Annotated in this window: 21 protein-coding genes; 10 read left to right on the plus strand and 11 right to left on the minus strand. The window is 57.1% G+C overall.

Going from position 1 to position 21,555, the window contains the following annotated elements; all coding sequences use genetic code 11:
* Positions 1 to 58: 58 nt before the first annotated feature.
* From GJA01_RS01090 to GJA01_RS01100, 3 genes are read right to left on the minus strand one after another with little or no spacing between them, the layout of a single operon-like run.
* Entirely contained in the window at positions 59 to 1,096 is a 1,038-nt protein-coding gene (locus GJA01_RS01090) for a WD40 repeat domain-containing protein (RefSeq protein ID WP_062505291.1), read from the minus strand.
* A complete protein-coding gene (locus GJA01_RS01095) occupies positions 1,093 to 2,079 on the minus strand; it encodes a CobW family GTP-binding protein (RefSeq protein WP_062505289.1) in 987 nt (328 codons plus the stop codon). Before GJA01_RS01095 ends, GJA01_RS01090 begins: the two co-directional genes overlap by 4 nt.
* A gap of 21 nt (positions 2,080 to 2,100) precedes the next feature.
* Positions 2,101 to 3,366 carry an O-antigen ligase family protein gene (locus GJA01_RS01100; RefSeq protein WP_062505287.1) on the minus strand — a complete coding sequence of 422 codons (1,266 nt, stop codon included), beginning with the start codon at positions 3,364 to 3,366 and terminating at the stop codon, positions 2,101 to 2,103.
* 92 nt (positions 3,367 to 3,458) lie between these two features.
* Here GJA01_RS01100 and GJA01_RS01105 point away from each other — a divergent pair, with 92 nt between their 5' ends.
* Positions 3,459 to 4,457, plus strand: a complete 999-nt coding sequence (locus tag GJA01_RS01105; protein ID WP_062505286.1) for an aldo/keto reductase — start codon at positions 3,459 to 3,461, stop codon at positions 4,455 to 4,457.
* Here GJA01_RS01105 and GJA01_RS01110 read toward each other — a convergent pair.
* Entirely contained in the window at positions 4,432 to 5,508 is a 1,077-nt protein-coding gene (locus GJA01_RS01110) for a glycosyltransferase family 4 protein (RefSeq protein WP_253783423.1), read from the minus strand. The two genes, GJA01_RS01105 and GJA01_RS01110, sit on opposite strands and share 26 nt — an antisense overlap.
* Before the next feature lie 99 nt (positions 5,509 to 5,607).
* Positions 5,608 to 5,793 carry a hypothetical protein gene (locus tag GJA01_RS01115; RefSeq protein ID WP_062505281.1) on the minus strand — a complete coding sequence of 62 codons (186 nt, stop codon included), beginning with the start codon at positions 5,791 to 5,793 and terminating at the stop codon, positions 5,608 to 5,610.
* Positions 5,794 to 6,025: 232 nt separating this feature from the next.
* Here GJA01_RS01115 and mtnA point away from each other — a divergent pair, with 232 nt between their 5' ends.
* Both mtnA and GJA01_RS01130 read left to right on the plus strand, forming a co-directional pair.
* The gene (mtnA, locus tag GJA01_RS01120; protein ID WP_062505280.1) at positions 6,026 to 7,120 is read left to right on the plus strand and encodes an S-methyl-5-thioribose-1-phosphate isomerase; all 1,095 of its coding nucleotides are present in this window, start codon (positions 6,026 to 6,028) and stop codon (positions 7,118 to 7,120) included.
* 553 nt (positions 7,121 to 7,673) lie between these two features.
* The gene (locus GJA01_RS01130; RefSeq protein WP_062505277.1) at positions 7,674 to 8,594 is read left to right on the plus strand and encodes a DUF2272 domain-containing protein; all 921 of its coding nucleotides are present in this window, start codon (positions 7,674 to 7,676) and stop codon (positions 8,592 to 8,594) included.
* On the opposite strand, the gene GJA01_RS01135 is transcribed toward GJA01_RS01130, so the two are convergent.
* Positions 8,570 to 8,962, minus strand: coding sequence for a rhodanese-like domain-containing protein (locus GJA01_RS01135; RefSeq protein ID WP_172794498.1), 393 nt, complete (start codon positions 8,960 to 8,962; stop codon positions 8,570 to 8,572). The two genes, GJA01_RS01130 and GJA01_RS01135, sit on opposite strands and share 25 nt — an antisense overlap.
* Positions 8,963 to 9,018: 56 nt before the next feature.
* On the opposite strand from GJA01_RS01135, the gene GJA01_RS01140 reads away from it, so the two are divergent.
* From GJA01_RS01140 to aroE, 4 genes are all read left to right on the plus strand, one after another.
* Entirely contained in the window at positions 9,019 to 10,062 is a 1,044-nt protein-coding gene (locus GJA01_RS01140) for a cysteine synthase A (protein WP_010500923.1), read from the plus strand.
* Positions 10,063 to 10,123: 61 nt separating this feature from the next.
* Positions 10,124 to 10,849 carry a response regulator gene (locus GJA01_RS01145; protein ID WP_010500921.1) on the plus strand — a complete coding sequence of 242 codons (726 nt, stop codon included), beginning with the start codon at positions 10,124 to 10,126 and terminating at the stop codon, positions 10,847 to 10,849.
* Positions 10,850 to 10,851: 2 nt separating this feature from the next.
* Positions 10,852 to 12,426: an ATP-binding protein gene (locus GJA01_RS01150; RefSeq protein WP_062505273.1), complete on the plus strand. Its 1,575-nt coding sequence runs from the start codon at positions 10,852 to 10,854 to the stop codon at positions 12,424 to 12,426.
* 114 nt (positions 12,427 to 12,540) lie between these two features.
* Entirely contained in the window at positions 12,541 to 13,401 is an 861-nt protein-coding gene (aroE, locus tag GJA01_RS01155; protein WP_010500918.1) for a shikimate dehydrogenase, read from the plus strand.
* Positions 13,402 to 13,452: 51 nt separating this feature from the next.
* Here the strand turns inward: aroE and GJA01_RS01160 are convergent, their stop codons facing one another.
* From GJA01_RS01160 to GJA01_RS01175, 5 genes are all read right to left on the minus strand, one after another.
* Positions 13,453 to 14,388, minus strand: coding sequence for a hypothetical protein (locus GJA01_RS01160; protein WP_062505271.1), 936 nt, complete (start codon positions 14,386 to 14,388; stop codon positions 13,453 to 13,455).
* Positions 14,385 to 15,257 (minus strand): ABC transporter ATP-binding protein, encoded by an 873-nt coding sequence (locus GJA01_RS01165; protein WP_062024540.1) that lies wholly within the window; start codon positions 15,255 to 15,257, stop codon positions 14,385 to 14,387. Before GJA01_RS01165 ends, GJA01_RS01160 begins: the two co-directional genes overlap by 4 nt.
* Positions 15,254 to 15,613, minus strand: coding sequence for a GntR family transcriptional regulator (locus tag GJA01_RS01170; protein WP_010500915.1), 360 nt, complete (start codon positions 15,611 to 15,613; stop codon positions 15,254 to 15,256). The genes GJA01_RS01165 and GJA01_RS01170 overlap by 4 nt, the downstream gene beginning before the upstream one ends.
* Before the next feature lie 202 nt (positions 15,614 to 15,815).
* On the minus strand, positions 15,816 to 15,995 hold the full coding sequence (locus GJA01_RS15125) for a hypothetical protein (RefSeq protein ID WP_145993780.1): 180 nt from the start codon (positions 15,993 to 15,995) through the stop codon (positions 15,816 to 15,818).
* 181 nt (positions 15,996 to 16,176) lie between these two features.
* On the minus strand, positions 16,177 to 17,517 hold the full coding sequence (locus tag GJA01_RS01175) for an RsmB/NOP family class I SAM-dependent RNA methyltransferase (RefSeq protein ID WP_062505269.1): 1,341 nt from the start codon (positions 17,515 to 17,517) through the stop codon (positions 16,177 to 16,179).
* 21 nt (positions 17,518 to 17,538) lie between these two features.
* On the opposite strand from GJA01_RS01175, the gene GJA01_RS01180 reads away from it, so the two are divergent.
* The 3 genes from GJA01_RS01180 (at position 17,539) to hemW (ending at position 21,552) form a co-directional block, all read left to right on the plus strand.
* Positions 17,539 to 18,273, plus strand: coding sequence for a YggS family pyridoxal phosphate-dependent enzyme (locus GJA01_RS01180; protein ID WP_082785314.1), 735 nt, complete (start codon positions 17,539 to 17,541; stop codon positions 18,271 to 18,273).
* A 106-nt stretch (positions 18,274 to 18,379) separates the two neighbouring features.
* Positions 18,380 to 20,404, plus strand: a complete 2,025-nt coding sequence (locus GJA01_RS01185; protein ID WP_062505267.1) for a potassium transporter Kup — start codon at positions 18,380 to 18,382, stop codon at positions 20,402 to 20,404.
* Positions 20,401 to 21,552, plus strand: a complete 1,152-nt coding sequence (hemW, locus tag GJA01_RS01190) for a radical SAM family heme chaperone HemW (protein WP_062505266.1) — start codon at positions 20,401 to 20,403, stop codon at positions 21,550 to 21,552. Before GJA01_RS01185 ends, hemW begins: the two co-directional genes overlap by 4 nt.
* The last annotated feature ends 3 nt before the right edge of the window (positions 21,553 to 21,555 follow it).

Genomic DNA, 21,555 nt, shown 5'->3' on the forward strand with positions numbered 1-21,555 from the left:
GGGTCCCGGTTCAGGGACGCCTCCTTTTATGATTCTGCATAACGAACGGACTGATCAGCTATTTTGCGGACAGGTCCACAACGCCAACCGTTCCCTCTTCCGTACCGAAAATGATCGCGCCCCCCTGCGGTGTGAAGCTGATACCCGTCACTTTTCCACGAGCATTTTTCTGCCCTGAGCAAAGAGGCAGGACGCGCTGATCCCCGCCGCCAATTTCGGCCAGCAGAACGGTGCCATCTTCATAGCCACCAGCAATGATGTCTTCCTTGGGGTTCGGGCAGACCGCACTGACGAACAGGCCCGGCAAGCGCGCCAGTTCAGACGGTGCCTTCCCCATCGGGCCGCCACCAAAGAACGGCCATAGCACAATGGCATCTGCACCAGCCGTCGCCAGCCAGCGCCCATTGCGCGTAAACGCCATGGACCGCACCTGCTTTGGATAGCCACTCATGCGCATGTTGTGCTCATCGGCCAGACGCCAGCCGTGCAGATCGTTTTCCTGCATGGACGTCACAAGCGCCTCACCGCCCGGATGGATGGCAATTCCGATATGGCTGCCCTTCCATTCGAAGGGGCGCACTGTGTCGACCTTCGCCTGCACGAACCAGACCGATGCACCGTTGTAGTGCGAGGCTGCAACCCGCTTTCCCTTGGCGTCGAACACGATACCCGTCACGGATGACGGGTGATCCAGCGTTTTGAGCGTCGTCTTGCCTTCAGCCGCACGGACTTCCAGTTCACGCCCAGTCGAGAACGCAAGATGCGTGGTAGATGTGGCGATACAATCGACCCAGCGTCGCCCTTCCCGCAAAACCTCAGTCCGACCATCGGCATAGGTCCGGACCAGCTTGCCGTCTTCACCACCCGTCAGAAACGCATCAGGCAAGCAGTCCTGTGACAGGCAAAGTGCACCGTCATGAACCTGTAGAACGGTCCATGATCCCAGCGTGGTCATCTGATCGCGCGGGATGAGAATGATCTCGCCATCCGCAGTCGCCGCCGCGAATGTTTTGCCGTCACGCGACGACACAACACCGATGATCGGGCTTTCGAAACGGCGCTCGGCGCCGCGATCTTCAATGATTTCCCGTGTCATTCCGCGATGCAACTTTCAAAGCCGCGACGCAGCTGCGGGCGGTTCAGGTTGCGGCCGATGAAGACCAGACGGGAATCCTGGCTCTCGCCGTCACGGAACGGACCAATGAAGTCTCCATCCGCCATCATATGCACGGCCTGGAAGGCAAAGCGCTGTTCTTCACCCTTGAAGTTCAGGATGCCCTTGGAGCGCAGAATATCGCCGCCCTGTTCCTGAAGAAGCGCACCGATCCAGGCTTGAAAGCGCCGCTGGTCAATCTGTTCCTTCACGGAGAGGGAAATGCTGACGATGCCCTCTTCATGGGAGTGGTGATCGTTTTCCAGAAAGTCCGGCATTGTGGACAGAGCGCGCTGAAGATCAAAACCGCCACGATCCAGAATATCCGTCAGCTTGACGCCACCGTGCTGGGCTTCATGAATCTCAGCAACGGCATTGATCTGACGAATGCGGGCAACGATTTCCTTGCGGCGCTCTTCATCCGCAAGATCGATCTTGTTCAGAACAATCACATCCGCAAACGCGATCTGACTGACAGCCTCGGGGCTTTCGTCCAGCGTCTGCATGACGTTGAAGGCATCCACAACCGTGACGACGGCATCCAGACGGGCCTTTTCGCGGATGTTCTCATCCACGAAAAAAGTCTGGGCCACCGGTGCAGGATCGGCCAGACCGGTCGTCTCGACGATGATCCCGTCAAAGCGCCCGCGACGACGCAGCAGACCACCCAGAATGCGGATCAGATCGCCACGCACGGTGCAGCAGATGCAGCCGTTGTTCATTTCGAACACTTCCTCGTCGGCATCCACCACAAGGTCATTGTCCACGCCAAGCTCGCCAAATTCATTGACGACCACAGCGTATTTGCGACCGTGTTCGGCGGTCAGGATATGGTTGAGCAGGGTGGTTTTTCCGGCTCCGAGAAAGCCTGTCAGAACGGTAACGGGAACGGTTCCGGTGCGTGCCGGGTCACTGGTGCTGGACATGAAGGGCCTCCGTAATCTGAGCTACGATATAGGCTTCTGCGAGCGGTCTTGAAAGCCATCGCGGAACGCCAGTCCAAGCCCCAGCAACAGAAACCCCCACCCACCCAAAGGCAGGTTCAGGAAATCAGACGCTGAAGCAATGGGCCATTCCTGAATGAACACGGCCGCGAACAGACCAATGGAAATTGCTAAACCCTGCCGCCCCGGCCAAAGGGCCTTGAGCCAGCAGGCAATCATAATAATGAACAGAATCAGGCCGGGAATGCCCGCATTCACCAGAGCCTGAAGGTAATGATTGTGCGGATGCTGGACGCACAGATCCGTCCATCCACCCGGCGGGTGCTCCATAGAGAGCCATGGCACCCCATGAAACGTGGAGGGGTCCGCACAATGATGACGATAGGCGTCGTAACCCTGTCCCAACAGCGGATGCTCCTGTGCCATGACGACAGCATGGGTATAGATTTCCCCATAGGGAGACTGGCTGAAATGCGTCAGTTGCTGCCGGGCCAGTACAACGAGATGCGAAAAGCTGCCCGGTGAGACCACGCTGGCGGCAAAGACCAGAAGCGGCATCAGAGCAGCGGCTACGAGTGCGGCCGGCCGCATGGGGCGATAGAGCAGCGCACAGATTCCGATCCCGAACAGGGACAGCGCGAAAGGCATCCGCTGCCCTGCCAGTACCATGATCGCCACGGCCAGAACCGTTGCAGCGCACAGGCCCAGCGTGCGCGACAGACGTGTCTTCCAGCCTTCGATCAGTGTGCAGCCCAGCATCAGCATGGGGAGAATCAGACGTGAAAGCGGAGCAGCAGCCCGCGGATGCGTATAAGGACCAGTCAGGGTTCCGTCATGGAAGCGGGGAACGCCGAACAGATTGTAGCCGATTGTCGCCTGCAACAGCATCTGGACGGCAATATAGAGCCCGCATCCGCAGGTGACCCAGAGCGTTCGTTGACGCCAGACAGCGTCACGCAGAACCCAGCATCCCAAAGCAGCCGCGGCCACGGGAAAGCGGATCGCCGCGAGAGACTGCCCCAAAGCACCATGTCCACGTGAAACCCAAAGCGTGCAGAGCACCTGCCAAGCCCACCAGCAGAATGTGGCGACAATCCACGGTTCCCGCGCCCATCCCCACAGCCTGTTTCGGGCGGAATAAATCAGCAGAAGAACCGCCAGACAGTCCATATCCGCTTCCGCCAGCCCCCGAAGATGCGTGAGGGTCAGGGGCAGGATGACGGCAAGCCACTGGCCGAGGCGTGTAAGGGTCAAGGAAGACTGGCGCATAGACAATCTGGATGGCGGGTTTCGACTTTCCATGCAACCACCCTGGCGGGTATGCGCTTTTTTGAAACAGTCCATTTCCTACGGAGACAGACATGTCCACCGACACCATTCTCATTCCAGGCATTGATACGCCAATCTCTCGCGTTGCCCTTGGCACCTGGGCCATCGGTGGCTGGATGTGGGGCGGCCCTGACGATGAAAACGGCGTCCGCACCATTCATGCTGCCCTCGATGACGGTATCAACCTGATTGATACAGCCCCGGTTTACGGCTTCGGACATTCCGAAGAAGTTGTAGGCCGCGCGCTGGCGGAGAAGCCACACAAAGCGTTCGTTGCCACAAAGCTCGGCCTGAATTGGACGGACGACAAGCCGGAAGACCGGAAGGTTTTCCGTGACTCCCGCCCGGCTCGCATCCGACAGGAAGTCGAAGATTCTCTGCGCCGCCTGCGCGTTGAGACAATCGACCTTGAGCAGATCCACTGGCCAGACGCCAAGACGCCGGTTGATGAAAGCGCACGCGAGCTTCAGAAGCTGCATCAGGAAGGTAAGATTCGCGCGCTTGGCGTTAGTAATTTCTCACCGGAACAAATGGATATTTTCCGCGAAGTCGCACCGCTCGCCACGATTCAGCCGCCGCTGAACCTGTTTGAGCGGACCTGTGAAAAGGACATTCTGCCGTACGCGAAGAAGAACAATGCCATTGTTCTGGCGTATGGCGCACTCTGTCGCGGGCTTCTGTCCGGCAAGATGAACAAGGACACGACGTTCCCGAAGGATGATCTGCGTTCGGGCGATCCGAAGTTCCAGAAACCGAAGTTCGAGAGCTATCTGGCCGCCGTCGAGGACTTCAAGAAGTTGGCTGCCAAGCGGGACAAGTCCGTTCTCGCTTTTGCTGTTCGGTGGGTGCTGGATCAGGGACCGGTCATTGCCCTCTGGGGCGCCCGTAAGCCAGAGCAGGTCTCAGGCGTTCGGGATGTCTTTGGCTGGTCCCTGACGGATGAAGAAAAGAAGGCCGTGGACGACATTCTGGCGCATCATGTACCAGAAGCCATCGACCCGACCTTTATGGGACCGCCGAACCGCGACTGAAACTAACGGCCTGTTGGCGCAGTTCCAGAAGCTGCGCCCTTGCCTGTTCCAAACCGAACATAGCCGCTCTTTCGCGGCCTTTCTGACCTAGTTCAGATCTTAATGCTGCCTGATCCATCAGGTGGCACAGAGCACCTTCCAAGGCTCCGGGTGCATCGGGAGATGCCAACAGTGCGGCACTTCCTACCACGTCAGGCAGTGCACCAACGGGAGAGACAATCACCGCCGCTCCACATGCCATGGCTTCCAGAGCTGTCATGCCGAATGGTTCCGACCATCGACTGGGAACCACGACGATGGCAGCCTCAGCCATGGCGTCCAGAATCCGAGCATGTGGCTGGTAGCCTGTCATGAACACGCCCGCTTTTTCTGCCTCTGGCCTAAGCCTGGCGAGAAAAGGTGTCTCGGGGGAGTCTGGGCCGAACCTGTCTGCTCCCATGAGGGTTGCGGTCCATCCGGGATAACAGGAACGGATTGTTGCCCAGGCTCGAACGAAAGCGTCTACGCCTTTATCGGCAACGACACGCCCAGCAAAAAGAACGGTCTGCCGACGTGGACGCACTTCAGGGATATCTTCAAGCGTAATGCAATTTGGCTGGATAGCAACAGATAGTGGCCCGCACCTGTCCGAAAACCGTTCCACCACCCAGCGCGAAACCCCACACACCAGAAGTCTTTCTGCCAGACGCTGACGCTGGGCAGGCGTTTTCGCGCCACGCATTGAGCCGGGATCATTGTGCAGGATCAGGCGAACAGGCGCGAAACGGGACAGAAACAGCGCAAGATCCGGGCGGTTATGAACTTCAATCAAATCAGGTTTGAAATCTCGCGCCTCAGACAAACAGGCCATGCCATATTTCAGACGCTGGGGAAGCGGCCAACCGGAGATTTCAAGGGGAACAAAAGACCCACCGGGCAAAGGGACATCAGTTATTGCTTTCCCGGTGATACGGTCTCCCGGTTGAGCCAGACGACTGACGAGCAGGGCAATCGCACCAGCATGGCCCTCCGCATAAGATTCACGCGGCGGGAGAACCGTCAGTACACGCAATGACACCGCTTTCTTGGCCTTCCCCGACAGGTCACCAGCATTCAGGCCAGAGACGAAAACGAATTACCAAACAGCACAGGGAGAGCGAAAGCCTATACGTCAGGAAGAATGCTGGAGTCTCTGTTCTTCCTCGATGCGCTGACGGCGAACGACTTTGCGGGTCTCACGGAGAATGCGGTATTTTTCCAGGGCGGACAAACCTTCCCGACTGGACTTCCGACGAACGGGCGAACGCGTGGCTGCCGTGTCTGAAACAGATTTCCCGGTGTTCACAAAAGCGCCCATTATCTTTCCCTGCGGCTTAGAAAGAGAATCCAGACATATTACGTAACACAAGCAAACCAACTGGTATCGGAATAATTCTGACCAGACAACCGCTAAACGCACGATACGGATAGGGGGTTTCTTCTCCTGACGTCGTAGGCCTTGAGTTCCGGGCTTCTATCGCGCACATGCCATAAAGACTTTTCGACCCCGACCGCGCGCTGACCGTCGGCGCGTTTTTCAGGAGCACTCCATGAAGATCAATGGCACAGCCTATCGCAGTCTCTGGCGCCCTTCTGACGACGCCAAAAGCATTCGCATTTTCGATCAGACGCGCTTTCCGTGGGAAGTGGAAATTCTTGAATTGCGCGACATGGGCGCTGTCGCTCATGCAATTCGCAGCATGCAGGTTCGTGGTGCGCCTCTGATTGGTGCCGTTGCAGCCTATGGGCTGGTTTTCGCGCTGCAGGATGACGCTTCTGATGCAGCTCTGGAGAAGGCGGCGGCTGACCTGATCGAAACGCGTCCAACAGCCATCAATCTCCGCTGGGCCATTGAGCGCATGGTGTCTCATCTGCGCGCCCTGCCAGCAGAACGCCGCGTTGATGCCGGGTATGTGGAAGCGGATTCGATCTGCGATGAAGACGTTCAGGTCAATGAAGCTATCGGCCGTCACGGGTTGGAACTCATCCGGGAGATCTGGGAGAGCAAGGGCCGTCAGGGCCGGGTGAACCTGCTGACGCATTGCAATGCCGGCTGGATTGCAACCGTGGACTGGGGCACCGCACTTGCCCCGATCTACATGGCGCATGATGAGGACATCCCGGTGCATGTCTGGGTAGACGAGACCCGTCCCCGCAATCAGGGCAGCCTGCTGACGGCCTGGGAACTCGGCAGCCATGGCGTGGCGCATACGGTCATCGCAGACAATGCTGGTGGCCATTACATGCAGGCTGGCGATGTTGATATGGTCATCGTCGGCACGGACCGCGTGACGGCACAGGGCGATGTTGCCAACAAGATTGGCACCTATCTCAAGGCGTTGGCCGCCAGAGACAACAATGTTCCATTCTGGGTAGCGCTGCCATCCTCGACAATCGACTGGCGCGTTTGCGATGGCGTGAAGGAAATCCCGATCGAAGAGCGGAGCCAGAACGAGGTTCTGTTCATGACGGGCCTGACGGAAAGCGGTGATCCGGGACGTGTCCGCATCGCACCAGAAAACAGCCCGGCGGCCAATCCGGCTTTTGACGTAACGCCAGCCCGCCTGGTGACCGGTCTCATCACCGAGCGTGGCCGGTGTGATGCTTCCGAAGAAGGGCTGAAAAGTCTGTTCCCGGAAAGCTGAGGACGATGAACTGTAGCCATTCCAGTTCTTCGGGACGAGTGGCTACAGTTTTCTCAGGCGCACACTCCTCAGGCCCATTTGTTAGATCCGGCAGTCTGGGCCTTAAACTGGCCTTAGTAATAAAAACTGCCTTTACGCGGGGGGCTCAACAGCATGTTTGCCGGCCTTCCACCCTGCACGTCCGGATGATTTTCCGGCATCTGATGTGCATCATATCGACCAAACTGCTCGCTTGTGAAAGTCTGACACCCTGTCAGCCCTGCCAAAAGACATACCATCAACAAGCCAGACGCGATTTTATAAATCATCTGAACCTCATTCTTTACTGTATGCCGCACAAAAAACCGAAGTCTGTTACTTTCGACACTTTCAAGAAAATTGAAGCACTACTGGAACATCATCGCAAGTCATTGGTTCTCCCTCGCATCTGCACCGCCCAGAACACAGTGAAGTTCTCAGCGCCGCAAACCTGTCCCCCTGCTCGAAGAGTGTTGCCCTTGACGCTCCATCGCACTTGCCGTTCAAGATGATGCTTCATCGAGCCCGCATGAGGATGATTGTGTCAGACTCGCATATCTTCTGGCGAACAGCCGCTACGGCCGCACTGTTCGTACTGACTGGCTGTGCCAGCCAGACCAGTGTCCGCCCATATCCGGCCCAGACGCCCAACGCTCAATATGCGAACGGCACAACCGGAACTCTTGGCTACAACAGCCATGTTCCAGATTTCGCCAGTCGGAATTTCGAGCCGTTCAACCGTCAGGACGTCGCAGCCATTGCCCTGCGGGAATGGCGGATGTTTGGCTCTCCGGTTTCGGATGATGATCCGGAAGATCGTCCGGAACCGACTGATCCGGCCCTCAAGCCAGAGCGTATTCCCGGTCTGTGGCAACGTATTGGCGAATACTGGTGGATCGGCCAGGACCCTTATGAAACGGAAGTCGCCTGGACGGGCAAGACCGATGCCAACGGCACGCGCTTCGAGGCGGCTCATGATGGCCATTATGCTTGGTCAGCCGCCTTCATTTCCTACGTCATGCGGGTTGCGGGAGCCAATGATCGCTTTCCGTATTCTCCCAATCACGCCACTTACATCAACGCGGCGGCCAGCGGGCAGTCCAGCGGTGTCAGCGCACATGATCCGGGGAGCTATACCCCCAAACTGGGCGATCTGATCTGCGTCGGGCGTGGACGGAGCAAATCCGTGACGTTCTCGATGCTGCCAACGTCCTACGGCTTCCCGGCGCATTGCGGCATTGTCACCGCCGTCAACCAGACTGCCCAGCCGTTCGGCCATGAACTGAGCATCGTGGGCGGCAACGTGGACGATGCGGTGTCCCTCACCCACGTTCCGACCGATACGAACGGCCGGATCGCGGATGGATCAGGCCACAGTTACGACAGCCGCTATCCTTGGTGTGCGGTTCTTGAAGTCCACTACGATGCGGATCAGGAACCTGACAGTGGTATGTGAGTAAACGGCAGTCCCCCGGCGCGCCAGCCTGTGCCGGGGCCATGCTTGTCCTCAAAGCCATCAACAATGTTTGTCACATCCGCATAACCGGCATGTTCTGCCAGAAGCGCGGCATTATGCGAGCGCATCCCTGAACGACACAGGAACAGCACGCGGTTGTTCTGATCCGGAACCGCATCCAGCAAACCTTCCAGAAAAATCTGCTCCAGACCGGGTTGCCAGGTCAGGCATACAACAGGCCGTGGCAGAGCCGCAGAATCGGGCAGACCGATTTCCGCCCATTCCACTGGCGTTCGGACATCCACGAGGACGCTGCCGGCCTCATTTGCAAGCACATCCCATGCCTGCTTTGCTGTCAGTACCTTCATGGCCTTCCTCATCCTTATAAAACGCGGTCTAATTCCGTCAGCACAGGAGAAAACGTATGACTGACATCACCGACGCACACCAGTCCGTTTCAAAAGGCTGGCAGGCTCCGTCTGCTGGCATGACGGCCGCCATCGGTGGCACGCCGCTGATCCGCCTGAAGCGTGCCTCGGAAGAAACCGGCTGCGAGATTTATGGCAAGGCTGAGTTCATGAATCCGGGAGGGTCCGTCAAGGACCGCGCGGCTCTCGCCATCATTCAGGACGCTTTCCGCACCGGTGCCCTCAAGTCCGGCGGTACGGTCGTTGAAGGAACGGCTGGCAACACGGGCATTGGCCTGACACTGGTGGCACAGGCCATGGGCTGCAAGGCCATTATCGTCGTGCCGGAAACGCAGAGCCGCGAGAAGCTCGATTTCCTGCGTATGATTGGTGCCGACCTGCGCCTCGTTCCCGCCAAGCCGTTCCGCGATCCGGGCAACTATGTCCATGTTTCGCGGCGACTTGCTGAAGAAACCGGTGGCTTCTGGGCTAACCAGTTTGACAATACCGCCAACCGCGAAGGCCATCGCACCACAACTGCCGTGGAAATCTGGAACCAGACGGGCGGGAAGATTGATGCCTTCACCTGCGCCTGCGGGACCGGCGGCACACTGGCTGGTATCGGAATTGGTCTGCGCGAACAGGCCGCAGCAGCTGGAAAGACGGCTCCGAAAATCGTTCTGGCTGATCCAGAAGGGTCTGCGCTGTATGGCTGGGTGAAATCCAACGATCTGACGATCAGTGGTGGTTCCATCACAGAAGGAATCGGTCAGGGCCGCGTGACTGCGAATCTTGAGGGCTGTGCGCCAGATGATGCCGAGCGCATTCCTGACCCTGAAGCTCTGGAGCAGATCTTTGCCCTGACGGCAGAAGAAGGGCTCTCCGTAGGTGGCTCTTCAGGCATCAATGTTGCAGCGGCCATTCGCACTGCAAGGAAGCTTGGCCCCGGACATACGATTGTTACAATTCTGTGCGACGGTGGTGCCAGGTACCAGTCAAAGCTGTTCAACCCTGACTTCCTTCGCGCCAAGAACCTGCCGGTTCCATTCTGGCTGGCCTGAGTGCGAAAGTGACGCGGTGGACCTGAACCGCGTCACAAGCCTACGGAAAGGTAACGCCATCATGGGTACGGAAACCCTGCCCCATCTTCTCGTCGTAGATGACGACCGTGAAATCCGGGAACTGCTGAGCAAGTTCCTTGAACGCAATCATTTCCGTGTCACCGCGGCTCGGGATGGCCGTGAAGCCCGCAAGGCGTGGTCCAACGGTCATTACCAGCTCGTCGTGCTGGATCTGATGCTTCCGGGCGAGAGCGGCCTTGAAGTTGCGCGCTGGCTGCGGTCTCAGGATAATGTTCCTATTATCATGCTGACGGCCATGAGCGATGAAACGGATCGTATCATCGGGCTGGAATTCGGCGCAGATGATTATGTCGCCAAACCATTCAACCCGCGGGAATTGCTCGCCCGCATCCGTGCAGTTCTGCGCCGTACGGTTGACGCTTCCGAAAAACGGCAAGCCACGGATACCCGCAAGATCATGTTTGCCGGATGGTGCCTCGATCCCGTTCGTCGTCGCCTGCTCAACCCGGACGGAGCAGAAATTTCTCTGACCGGCGGCGAATACGATCTCCTGATGGCTTTGCTGGATCGGGCAAACAGGGTTCTGACCCGTGACATGCTGCTTGAACTGCTGCGTGGCCGTCAGGCTGGACCGTTTGACCGGGCCATAGACGTGGCCATCAGCCGTCTACGACGCAAGCTGGAAGACGATGGCCGCAATGCTCAGGTCATCAAGACCGTCCGTGGCGGCGGTTATGTTCTGGCCGCAGAAGTCGAACGCATCTGACCATGAAGTTCCTGCCCGGTTCCCTGGTTGCCCGAACCAGTCTTGTCCTGATTGTCGGGCTTGCCGTTATCGAACTGGCAGGACTAGGCATCCATGCGCTTGATCGCCTCGACATGGCAGAGCGCAGCGAGATGCACGATTACCAGATGCAGGCCTTCTCCATTTACCGCACCATTGCAGAAACCAAGCCCGAAGATCGTCAGGCCATCATTGACGATCTTCATATTCCATCGAACACAACCGTCCTGCTCCGCCCCATGCCGGACCAGGACATTCACAGCCACAAGGTTCCACTTCCTTTTTTCCCGCCCCCGAAACTGGCTTTTCCAGATCATTTCCGGCCGGGACCTAATGACCCCTCACCCCGCAATGCGCCTTTTGAGCCTCCTAACCCCATGCAGGACGGGCCATACGGTCGCCCTCCTGCGGACATGGAGCCTTTTCCTACTCAAGGTCATCCACCGTTCCCCCATTCTGATGGCCCAGACGAATGGCGCTTGCCCAATGCCGGAGAACGCCACCGTTTCCAGGACAATTTCCCTGGCGCCCATTGGCCGTTCCTTCCTGCCGCCCTTTATCCCCGGGAAATCTGGAGCGGACAGGAACTGAGAACACATTCAACATCCCTGCTTTTGCCGGATACACAGTCCTGGGTGGTGGTGCGCTACGTCATGCCATTACCCAACCCGTTCGATGCTCCCACCTTCATCGTGGCCTTTCTGGTCATGTCTCTTTGCGGCGGCGCCCTGATCGTCTGGGCTACACGACGACTGATCCTACCCGTAACCACTCTTGCGAATGCAGCCGAAGCGCTTGGCCGGGACGTCAACAGTTCGACCGTTCTGCCGGAAAACGGACCTTCTGAGATCCGTCGAGCGGCCGTTGCTTTCAATACCATGTCCATGCGAATCAGGCGCTTCGTCTCTGACCGCACCCTGATGCTGACCGCCATCGGGCATGATCTGCGGACACCCATTACGCGGCTGAAGTTGCGGGCCGAGTTCATTGACGATGATGAACTTCGTACCAAAATGCTGGCTGATCTTGATGAGATGGAGGCCATGGTGGCAGCCACTCTGGCATTTGGTCGCGACAGCGCATCCAATGAACAGGTTGTTTCCCTCGATCTCCGCGCACTGCTTCAGACGATCATGGATGAAGCAGCAGAAGCCTACCCGGATCAGGCCGCCTCTCTGGTTTATGAATCGCCCAACGTCCCCGTCAGGATCATGGCGCGATCCGTGGCGTTGAAACGCGCCTTGAACAATCTGATTCTCAATGCCCTGAAATACGGCAATAGCGCCCATGTCACGCTGATCCCTCCGAACCAGAAAAAAGAGAAAGACCGGTACGCGCGCATCATCGTGGAAGACAACGGCCCAGGTCTGCCTGATGATGAACTGGACCGTGTCTTCGAACCTTTCGTCAGGATCGAAACCAGCCGCAATCGGGAAACAGGCGGAACCGGACTTGGCCTATCCATTGCCCGGACAATCCTTCGGGCTCAAGGCGGTGATGTGCGCCTTATGAACCGTCCCGAAGGGGGGCTGCGCGCCATCATCACACTGGAAGCCTGACCACACAGTCCATCACAAATCCGAAAACTGGTCTTTTTTAACCAGCCTGCCGGTTACAATCTGCGTCAGTTATCTTTCTATGTCGGAGACAGTCTCGGAAAAGGATAATCGACCATGAGCGGACAAGGCTTTCGGAGCATTCTCACAGGCTCGTTTTCAACACCCTGCGCCGACAATCCTACCGTGGCGATGGTAGAAGCAGGCTACCACCATGCCGGTCTTGATGCCCGATACATCAACTGTGACGTCAAAGCCTCTGGTCTTGCGGATGCCGTCAAAGGCGCCAAGGCCATGGAATGGGTGGGTTTCAACTGCTCCCTGCCCCACAAAGTCGCCGTTCTCGATCATCTGGATGATATTGCGGAGTCCGCCCGGCTCATCGGCGCGGTCAACTGCGTGGCCATTCGGGAAGGAAAGCTGATTGGCCATAACACTGATGGCAAGGGCTTTCTGGCATCTCTGAAAACTGTGACGTCTCCTGCTGGCAAAAGGGTTGTGATCCTTGGAGCAGGCGGAGCAGCCCGCGCAATTGCGGTAGAACTTGCTCTGGCAGGAGCGGCGCATATCACGATCGTCAACCGGGATGCCTCAAAAGCAGAAACCATCGCAGCACTGATCAACGACAAAACTGAAGCGACCGGCGAAGCTCAGGCATGGTCTGGGAAATTTTCCCTTCCCACTGGGACGGACATTCTCATTAACGCAACGTCTATCGGGTTGGGTGATCCCAATGCGGCCCCTCCCGTTGAAATGGGCAGTTTGACAAAAGAGACCGTCGTTGCGGACGTCATTCCCAACCCGCCTCAGACCCGCTTCCTGAAAGATGCCAAAGCCCTCGGCTGTACGACGCTGGATGGACTAGGAATGCTCGTCAATCAGGGAGTCATCGGTGTGGAAATCTGGCTGGGTCGCACACTCGACAGCGCTGTCATGGCTCAGACGCTGGAAAATATCTTCGGAACAGAAAACAAGTAAGCTGTTTCACCCCTGCCCGACCGATGGGCAGGGGTTTTCATACCATCAGACCTAAATCGGCTCCGCCCGGCGGCGTAACCAGATCGTCAGGGCAAGACAAACCACCCCAACCAGCACACCCCACCACAGAGCGGGGGCAGAAAACAATTCAGCAAAATTGGGGTGTACGACCAGTTGCTGGACTGGCGTATGGTCGATAGTGAGACCCTGATCGCGACCTGCACGCATCTGCATTTTTGCGTGACTCAGATTGCTTCCCGGGAAATGAGTAAATCTGTTGGAAACCAGATTTACGATACCACTCGTTGGTAGCCCCGCCATGCCTGTGATGGCCAGTGCCGCCAGAGCGCCCAGAACCCACACAATCGGCGTGCTTCTCACAAGAACCGATACCAGAAAGAGACTGGCATAAACCGGTAGCCACCAAAGAGCATTCAGGAAGCTGTATACTGCGTAATTCCCAAGATTTTCGATGATTCCAGCAGGGTGAGCTAACGAAGCAAGGCCTCCTCCAAACGCATAAGTACTGGCCAAAGCAAGCGCCAGAACACCAATCCATGTGATCATGAGCGCAAAAAGTGGAACAACAATCAGAATGACACCAATCTTGGCCAAAACAATCAGATGATCGGATACAGGCAGGGATTTCCAGAACAGGATCGAGAGATCCTTGCGCTCATTATAAAATGTACCCATTGCGTAAATACATCCCACTGCCAGCACTGACAGATTGGCAATGCAGGAGAGTAATTCTGCCGTCAGGGTAAAAAAGAGTTGAGGCGTAACGCCGGGTCCACTGACATTATGTCCTTTTAGAAGAGGGATACAAACCAGAATAACGGATAAAAGAACCATAATAAGCGGTCCCCAGAACAGAAACCGGTTCTCCCAAATCTCCCGCTTCACAGACCAGACATACTGCCTCAAGAGCCAGTCCATTTTTGAGCGAGAGTGCTTTCCAACAGACATCATCATGCTTTCGCTCATGCCACCGCTCCCTTGTTCAAACGGCTTTGCCCCATCAACACCAAAAAGAGATCTGCGAGTTTTGGTTGGCGCGTCTCCCCCAGAGCAGCTAGTTCGTTTTGCGGAACACCGTCAAAAAGCATGAGGGATTGCCCAAGGATGAGCCTTTCGTTCAATGGCCTCAGCGCGCGAGCAGCCTCGACAGTATCGGGACGCGGCTTTAGTTCCACAAAGCGTTGGGCCAGATTGTCCATACTATCCTGCAGCGTGATACGGCCGTCGCCGATCAGAATCACATCCGTCAGAATATCTTCGATTTCCTCAATCTGATGCGTTGTCACCAGAATGGTTCGGTCATGATCAAAGTAATCGTTGAGCAACGTAATGTAGAATTCGCGCCTATATAGCAGATCCAGACCTAACGTTGGCTCATCAAGCACCAGGAGCTTGGCATCAATAGCCATAACGAGCGCCAGATGCAGTTGTGCCACCATACCTTTGGACAGGTTCCGCACACGCGCTTTTTTCTGGATATCCGTTTTTAACAGAAACTGCTCGGCACGCGCCCGATCAAATCTTGGGTGCACCCCTTCAACATAGTCGAGAACCTGCCAGACCTTCATCCAGCGTGGCAGCAGAGCAACGTCTGCAATGAAGCAGACATCCTGCATCATGGCTTCGCGCTCACGCCAGGGATCACGCCCCAGAACTTTCAGAGAGCCTTCGTAGGGCACAAGCCCCAGGATGGCATTCAGTGTAGTGGTTTTACCCGCGCCGTTTGGGCCAATCAGCCCGACGATCCGGCCAGAAGGAATGCTCAGGTCAATACCCTGAACACCTTTGCCGCCACGGTGGATCTTGCGCAGGCCACGCGCTTCAATGCAGGTCATTGGCCGTCTCCATTTCGTAGAAGGTCATCCACAGACAAACCAAGGCGACGAATGGTTCGCAATGTCTCGGGCCATTGTTCCGTCAGGAATTTCTGTCGCTCGCTTTGCGCCAGACGTTCCAGCGCGCCGGACGCAACAAACATTCCCAGTCCGCGGCGTTTCTCCAACAGCCCTTCATCGGAAAGCTGCTGATAGGCTTTCATGACAGTCAGGGGATTGATCTGGCAGTCCGCAGCAACCTGCCGCACAGACGGAACAGGATCTCCCTCTCCCACAGCGCCATCCAACATCATGCCCACCACCTTTTCGCGCAGTTGCTGATAGATTGGCTGACTGTCATTCCACACACCATCCATGCTGGTCCTCCAGATGTTGACCACAACACAGGTCGCACCCTCTATTGGTATGGTGTTTTACATATGTATATCACCAAACCAATAGCAAGAGATTTTTGGAGGCCATTCCCCAAACGATCGGTCTTCGTTCTGATCAAAACGAAAAAACGCCACATCTTCCGATATGACGTTTTAAAAGTATACTTTTAATATTGAAGTAATTTTAGAACATCGCTCTATCAGGAATTGTGTTTCCTTCAGGAGAAATCATTTCTATTGTCTGCGAATAATGATTATTGGCGGCATATTTTTCTGGAGATCTACTTACAGAACATGCCCCTAATGAGAAGGACATTCCTACAATTGCGAAAGAGAGGAAAATGGTTTCTTTCCGGATCTTCATCGTTTTTCTCCTTATTCTTATTTTTTCCAAACGATAATCCTTAAAAAAATTATTAAAATCAGAAATTTTGGAATAGTCACAGAATTTTCATAAAAATAATTTATGAAAGTTCCCTGTCAGAATCCGTTTCTCGGGAAACCAAATAAAAAACCCCGCCTGAGCAGTCAGGCGGGGTTTGGCATCAGACCTTGATCAGACGGGCCGCAAAAAACCCGTCCATGCCGCCGCGGTCCCACCAGAGACCTGGATGTGTGCGGAAGAAGCCTTCCGGTGTGCGGGCGATGGACATTTCTGCCAACTCAGCGTCCGTAAAAGGCTCATGTCTCCAGCCGCCACGTTCCAGGGCCGCGCGAATGCGATCCGGGCCTTCCTCATCCTGAAGGGAACAGACAGCATACATCAGCATCCCACCTGGCTTGAGCATCTCACGCGCGGAATCAATGAAGGCATCCTGCCCTTGCGCCAGTGCGGTGACATCGCGGGGGCGTTTGATCCACAACACATCCGGATGACGGCGAAATGTCCCGGTGGCTGAGCACGGTGCGTCAAGCAAAACGGCATCCACGGGAGCTTTCGGACGCCAGGTCAGACCGTCTGCCACGATTGTTTCAGCCTCTACACGCATCCGCGCAATATTTTCGCGCAACCGTACAGCGCGTGCTTCTTCCTTCTCGATGGCAATCACCTGAGCCCCAGCCGTTGCCAACTGCGCCGTCTTACCACCGGGGGCCGCACACAGATCAATGATGGTCTTGCCAGAGACATTCCCCATCAGCTTCACAGGCATTGCGGCGGCAACGTCCTGTGCCCAGAACTGGCCTTCCTCGAAACCTTCCATCGTAGCGATGCGCGTTCCAGCCGGATAACGCACTGTCCCCGTTGGGAGCACATCCCCGCCCTCGGGGGCCGTTGCACCGGGTCGCAGGCTCAGATCCAGCGGGGCCTCACGATGAAGGCCACGGGAAATGGAACGCGCGCGTTGTCCCCATGCTCCCCACATCCAGGGTTGGACGTCCAGACGAGCCTCATCCAGCCCTTCCATCAGATCCCGTCCTTCACGAGCCACGCGACGCAGGACTGCATTGGCCAGCCCCGCGAACGGCGCCAATCCACGGCGACGCAGAAGATCCACGATCGTACCAACAGCCGCATGAGGCGGGGTTTCCAGATGCAGAAGCTGTGCGACACCTAACAGAAGCGCACAACGCACAGGCTCAGGCGGCTCCCGGCGCAGCATCGGCTGTAGAATTTCGGTCATACTGCCAAGGTAGCGGAGCGTCGTCGCTGCCAGACGATGCGCGGAAGCACGATCCCGCAGATCCATCGGTCCCGCGCGATCCAACGTCGTTTCCAGCATCCGGCGATGCTCGACCACACCACAGACGATATCAAAGGCCAGGTCGCGCGTCGGGTCAGGCGCAGGGCGGCGCTCCTGTCCCTGTTTCGGACGGCGTCCTCCCTGACGGGAAGCAGACGGGTTCTTCGGACGGCCGGAGCCGCGGGGGGGCGTATTCTGTGTCATTTTCAGGCGTCGATCTCTCGCATGCTGCCGAAATCGCATCTTGCGGCTTCTGACGCAATGGAGTCTTCTGCCGACATGTCCGATCAGATTGCAGAAAATCTCTCCCTTATCCGCAGTCGCATCCTTCATGCGTGCGAAAATTTGGGGCGTTTGGCCTCGGATGTTGGCCTCGTCGCCGTCAGTAAGTTTCATCCGAAAGAGGCCGTTGAAGCAGCCCTAAACGCCGGTCAGCGTGTTTTCGGGGAGAACCGTGTTCAGGAAGCCGCCTCAAAGTTTCCAGATCTTCGTACGACATGGCCAGACCTGCGCCTTCACATTATCGGTGGCCTCCAGACAAACAAGGCTGTTGACGCCTGCCGCATTGCGGATGTGATCGAGACTCTGGATCGGCCGGCTCTGGCTGACGCTCTTGAAAAAGCTGCAGACAAGCTGGGTCGGCTGCCGGAGCTTCTCGTTCAGGTCAACACCGGCAATGAACCTCAGAAGTCAGGCGTCCCGCGTGACGAAGCCGATGCCTTTATCAAAACCTGCATGACAAGGTTCGGCGCCAAGGTGCGGGGCCTGATGTGCATTCCTCCGGAAGACGAGGATCCATCAGCGCATTTCCGTTTTCTGACGGGTCTGGCCAAGCGCCACGGGCTACCGGTTATTTCTATGGGCATGTCTGCCGATTTCGAAACGGCCATCGCCGAAGGAGCCACGCTTGTCCGGGTTGGAAGTGCCATTTTCGGCCCCCGTCCCATGACAGGTTCCTAACGCACAGCTTGCATCCCTGTAAGAAATCCTGTCTTGAGGGAAAAGACCGCGCTCCGACACGTCCGTGTGAGGTGTTGGGAGTGCTGGTTTCCTGCGATGCCCGTAAATGGAACCACCGATGCCAGAACACGACGGCGATAACGCTCCCCCTCCTCGTCCCGGTGTCGGAGTACCAGTGGAGAGCGGCGAAGTCCTGCAAACCATCGATCAGGCCCGCAAGGATGGAAATACCGCCGAACTTGGGGATTTTGAAGGCAGCAGCCACAAGAAACCCGTAGGCTTTGGTGCACTTCTTGCCGTTCTGGGTGTCGTGTATGGCGATATCGGAACAAGCCCGCTCTATGCGCTTCAGTCTTCGGTCAATATCGTCGGCTCCGCCAAACATCCGGCCGCCGCATGGGAGATCATGGGGCTGGCCAGCCTGACATTCTGGGCGCTCATGCTGATCGTGACATTCAAATATGTCCTGCTCATCATGCGCGCCGATCATGATGGCGAAGGCGGTATCATTGCCCTGATGTCCCTGGCCCAGCGCGTCTGCAAATCACAGAGATTCCGATGGCTGTTCGGCCTCGTCGGCATCGCGGGCACCTGCCTGTTCTTTGGTGACAGCATCATTACGCCTGCCGTGTCCGTTCTTTCTGCCGTCGAGGGCATTGAAATCGCGGTTCCATCCGCCAGCCATGTCATCATCCCGATTGCCATGATTGTTCTTGTGGCGCTGTTTGCGGCACAGGCCATGGGAACGGGGAAGATCGGCAAGGCCTTTGGTCCGATCATGGTTGTCTGGTTTGCGGTTCTGGCCATTCTCGGCGTACGGGGCATTATTCTCTATCCCCATATCCTGCTGGCCCTCTCCCCGACCTTCGCGCTCGAATTCATCGTTCTGCACGGCTATCTATCCTTCATCGCACTCGGTTCGGTCGTTCTGTCCGTAACGGGTGCGGAGGCACTTTATGCGGATATGGGGCATTTCGGCCGTGCGCCAATCCGCAAGGCATGGCTGTTTTTCGTACTGCCGTCCCTGACATTGAACTACTTTGGTCAGGCCGCCCTGCTGATCCACGATCCAGCCACGCTAGCCAATCCGTTCTATCATCTTGGCCCACACTGGGCGCAGATTCCGCTTCTGATCCTTGCCACCTTTGCGACCGTCATTGCGTCTCAGGCAGGTATCTCGGGCAGCTTCTCGCTCTGCCGTCAGCTCATCCAGCTTGGTTATCTGCCCCGGACCCGCATTGTGCATACGAATGCGGATGAAGAAGCGCAGATTTATCTGCCGTCCCTGAACTGGATTCTTGCCTTCGGGGCACTGGTACTGGTTCTGTCCTTCCGCTCCTCTGCTGCACTGGCGGCCGCTTACGGTATTGCTGTGACCGGCACATTCCTGTGCACCTGCGTCCTGGCCATGGTGGTCTTCCGCCGCACCTTCAAATGGAGCGCTGTGGCCGTTGGAGCCGTGTTCGGTCTGTTCTTCGTCGTGGATGCAGTCTTCTTCTCCGCCAACGTGCTAAAGATCCCCGATGGTGGCTGGGTCCCACTCGCAATCGGCATCATCAGCACCATCGTCATGACAACATGGAAGCGCGGCCGTAGCCTGATTGCCGCCAAGCAGCAGGCAAATTCCATGCCGATGGCCTCGTTTCTGGCCCGCCTGCCGCAGTCACGCACCATCCGCGTTCCGGGCCTCGCTGTCTTCCTGACGGCCAACCCGGACGTCGTGCCGAACTCGCTGCTGCATAACCTGAAGCACAACAAGGTTCTGCATGAACACGTCATGTTCGTAACCGTGCAGAACCTTGATCAGCCGGAAGCCGAGCGCGGACACCGCACGATCGTTCAGGAACTGGCGCCGAACATCAATCGCGTGATCGTCCGGTACGGCTTCATGGAAATGCCAAACCTGCCGCGCGCCCTGATGGAGCTGAAGGCGCTTGGGGTCGCGTTCGATGCCATTCAGGCCTCCTATTTCACGTCCCATGAGCTTGTAGTTCGCTCCCGCGTTCCCAAGATGCAGCTCTGGCGGATGTGGCTGTTTCTGCTTCTCCTGCGTAATGCTGCCTCGACCACGGAATTCTTCCGCATCCCGCCTGATCGCGTGGTAGAGTTCGGCGTCCGGATTGCAATTTGACCGAGCCTCTTTCCCTTTACATTCACTGGCCGTTCTGTCTGGCGAAGTGCCCTTACTGCGACTTCAACTCCCATGTCCGGGATGAAATCCCGCAGAAGCGCTTCGCCGCAGCCCTGCGGCGGGAATTGGCGCATGACGCGGCCCGTCTGGGCCGTCGGCCCCTCCGCTCCATTTTCTTTGGAGGCGGCACCCCTTCCCTGATGGCTCCGGAAACGGTCGCGGCACTCATTGAGGATGCACATCAGCTTTTCGATGCCGAGCCGGATCTGGAAATCACACTGGAAGCCAATCCGACCAGCGTGGAAGCCGGGAAATTCTCCGCCTTTCGTCAGGCCGGCGTGAACCGCGTATCTCTCGGGGTGCAAAGCCTGCGGGACGACGCACTCAAAATGCTGGGCCGGGAACACTCAGCCGGACAGGCCATTCAGGCACTTGAAACCGCCCGCTCTCTGTTTCCGCGCATCTCCTTCGATCTGATTTACGCCCGACCGGGCCAGAGCGATGCTGACTGGGAGAACGAACTCTCCACGGCACTGGATCTCGTGGCCGATCATCTGTCGCTCTATCAGCTCACAATCGAACCCGGTACGAAGTTTGAAGCCCTGCATCGCAGGGGCGAACTGACGCTTCCTGATGCCGATGACGCCGCACGCCTCTATGACCTCACCAGCGAGACGGCGGCCCGACATGGCCTCCTGCCCTACGAGGTCTCCAACTACGCCCGACCGGGCGCGGAAAGCCGCCATAATCTGACCTACTGGCGTTACGCAGATTACATCGGCATTGGCCCCGGAGCGCATGGGCGCCTCACACTGGACGACACATTATACGCCACCCGACGCCATCGCGCGCCCGAACCATGGGCAGAGCGCGTTGAGAAAACAGGATCTGGCAGCACAGACGAAACGGCCCTGTCCCCTGAAGAAAAAGGACGGGAAGCTCTCCTGATGGGATTACGCCTCTCCGAAGGGATCAACGAAACCCGCTTTGCCCATCGTACGGGTCGAGCACTGGAAGACTGCGTAGATCCGTTCATGCTTGAAGCCTGTCTGGAGGAGAATTATCTCATCCGGGAGGGGGGTATCCTGAAAGCGACGGACGAAGGCAGACTTCGTCTTGAAGCATTGCTGGCAAGATTGGTCACTTAAGGG

The sequence above is a fragment of the Gluconobacter japonicus genome (genome assembly GCF_002723975.1).
GTDB classification, from domain to species: Bacteria; Pseudomonadota; Alphaproteobacteria; order Acetobacterales; family Acetobacteraceae; genus Gluconobacter; species Gluconobacter japonicus.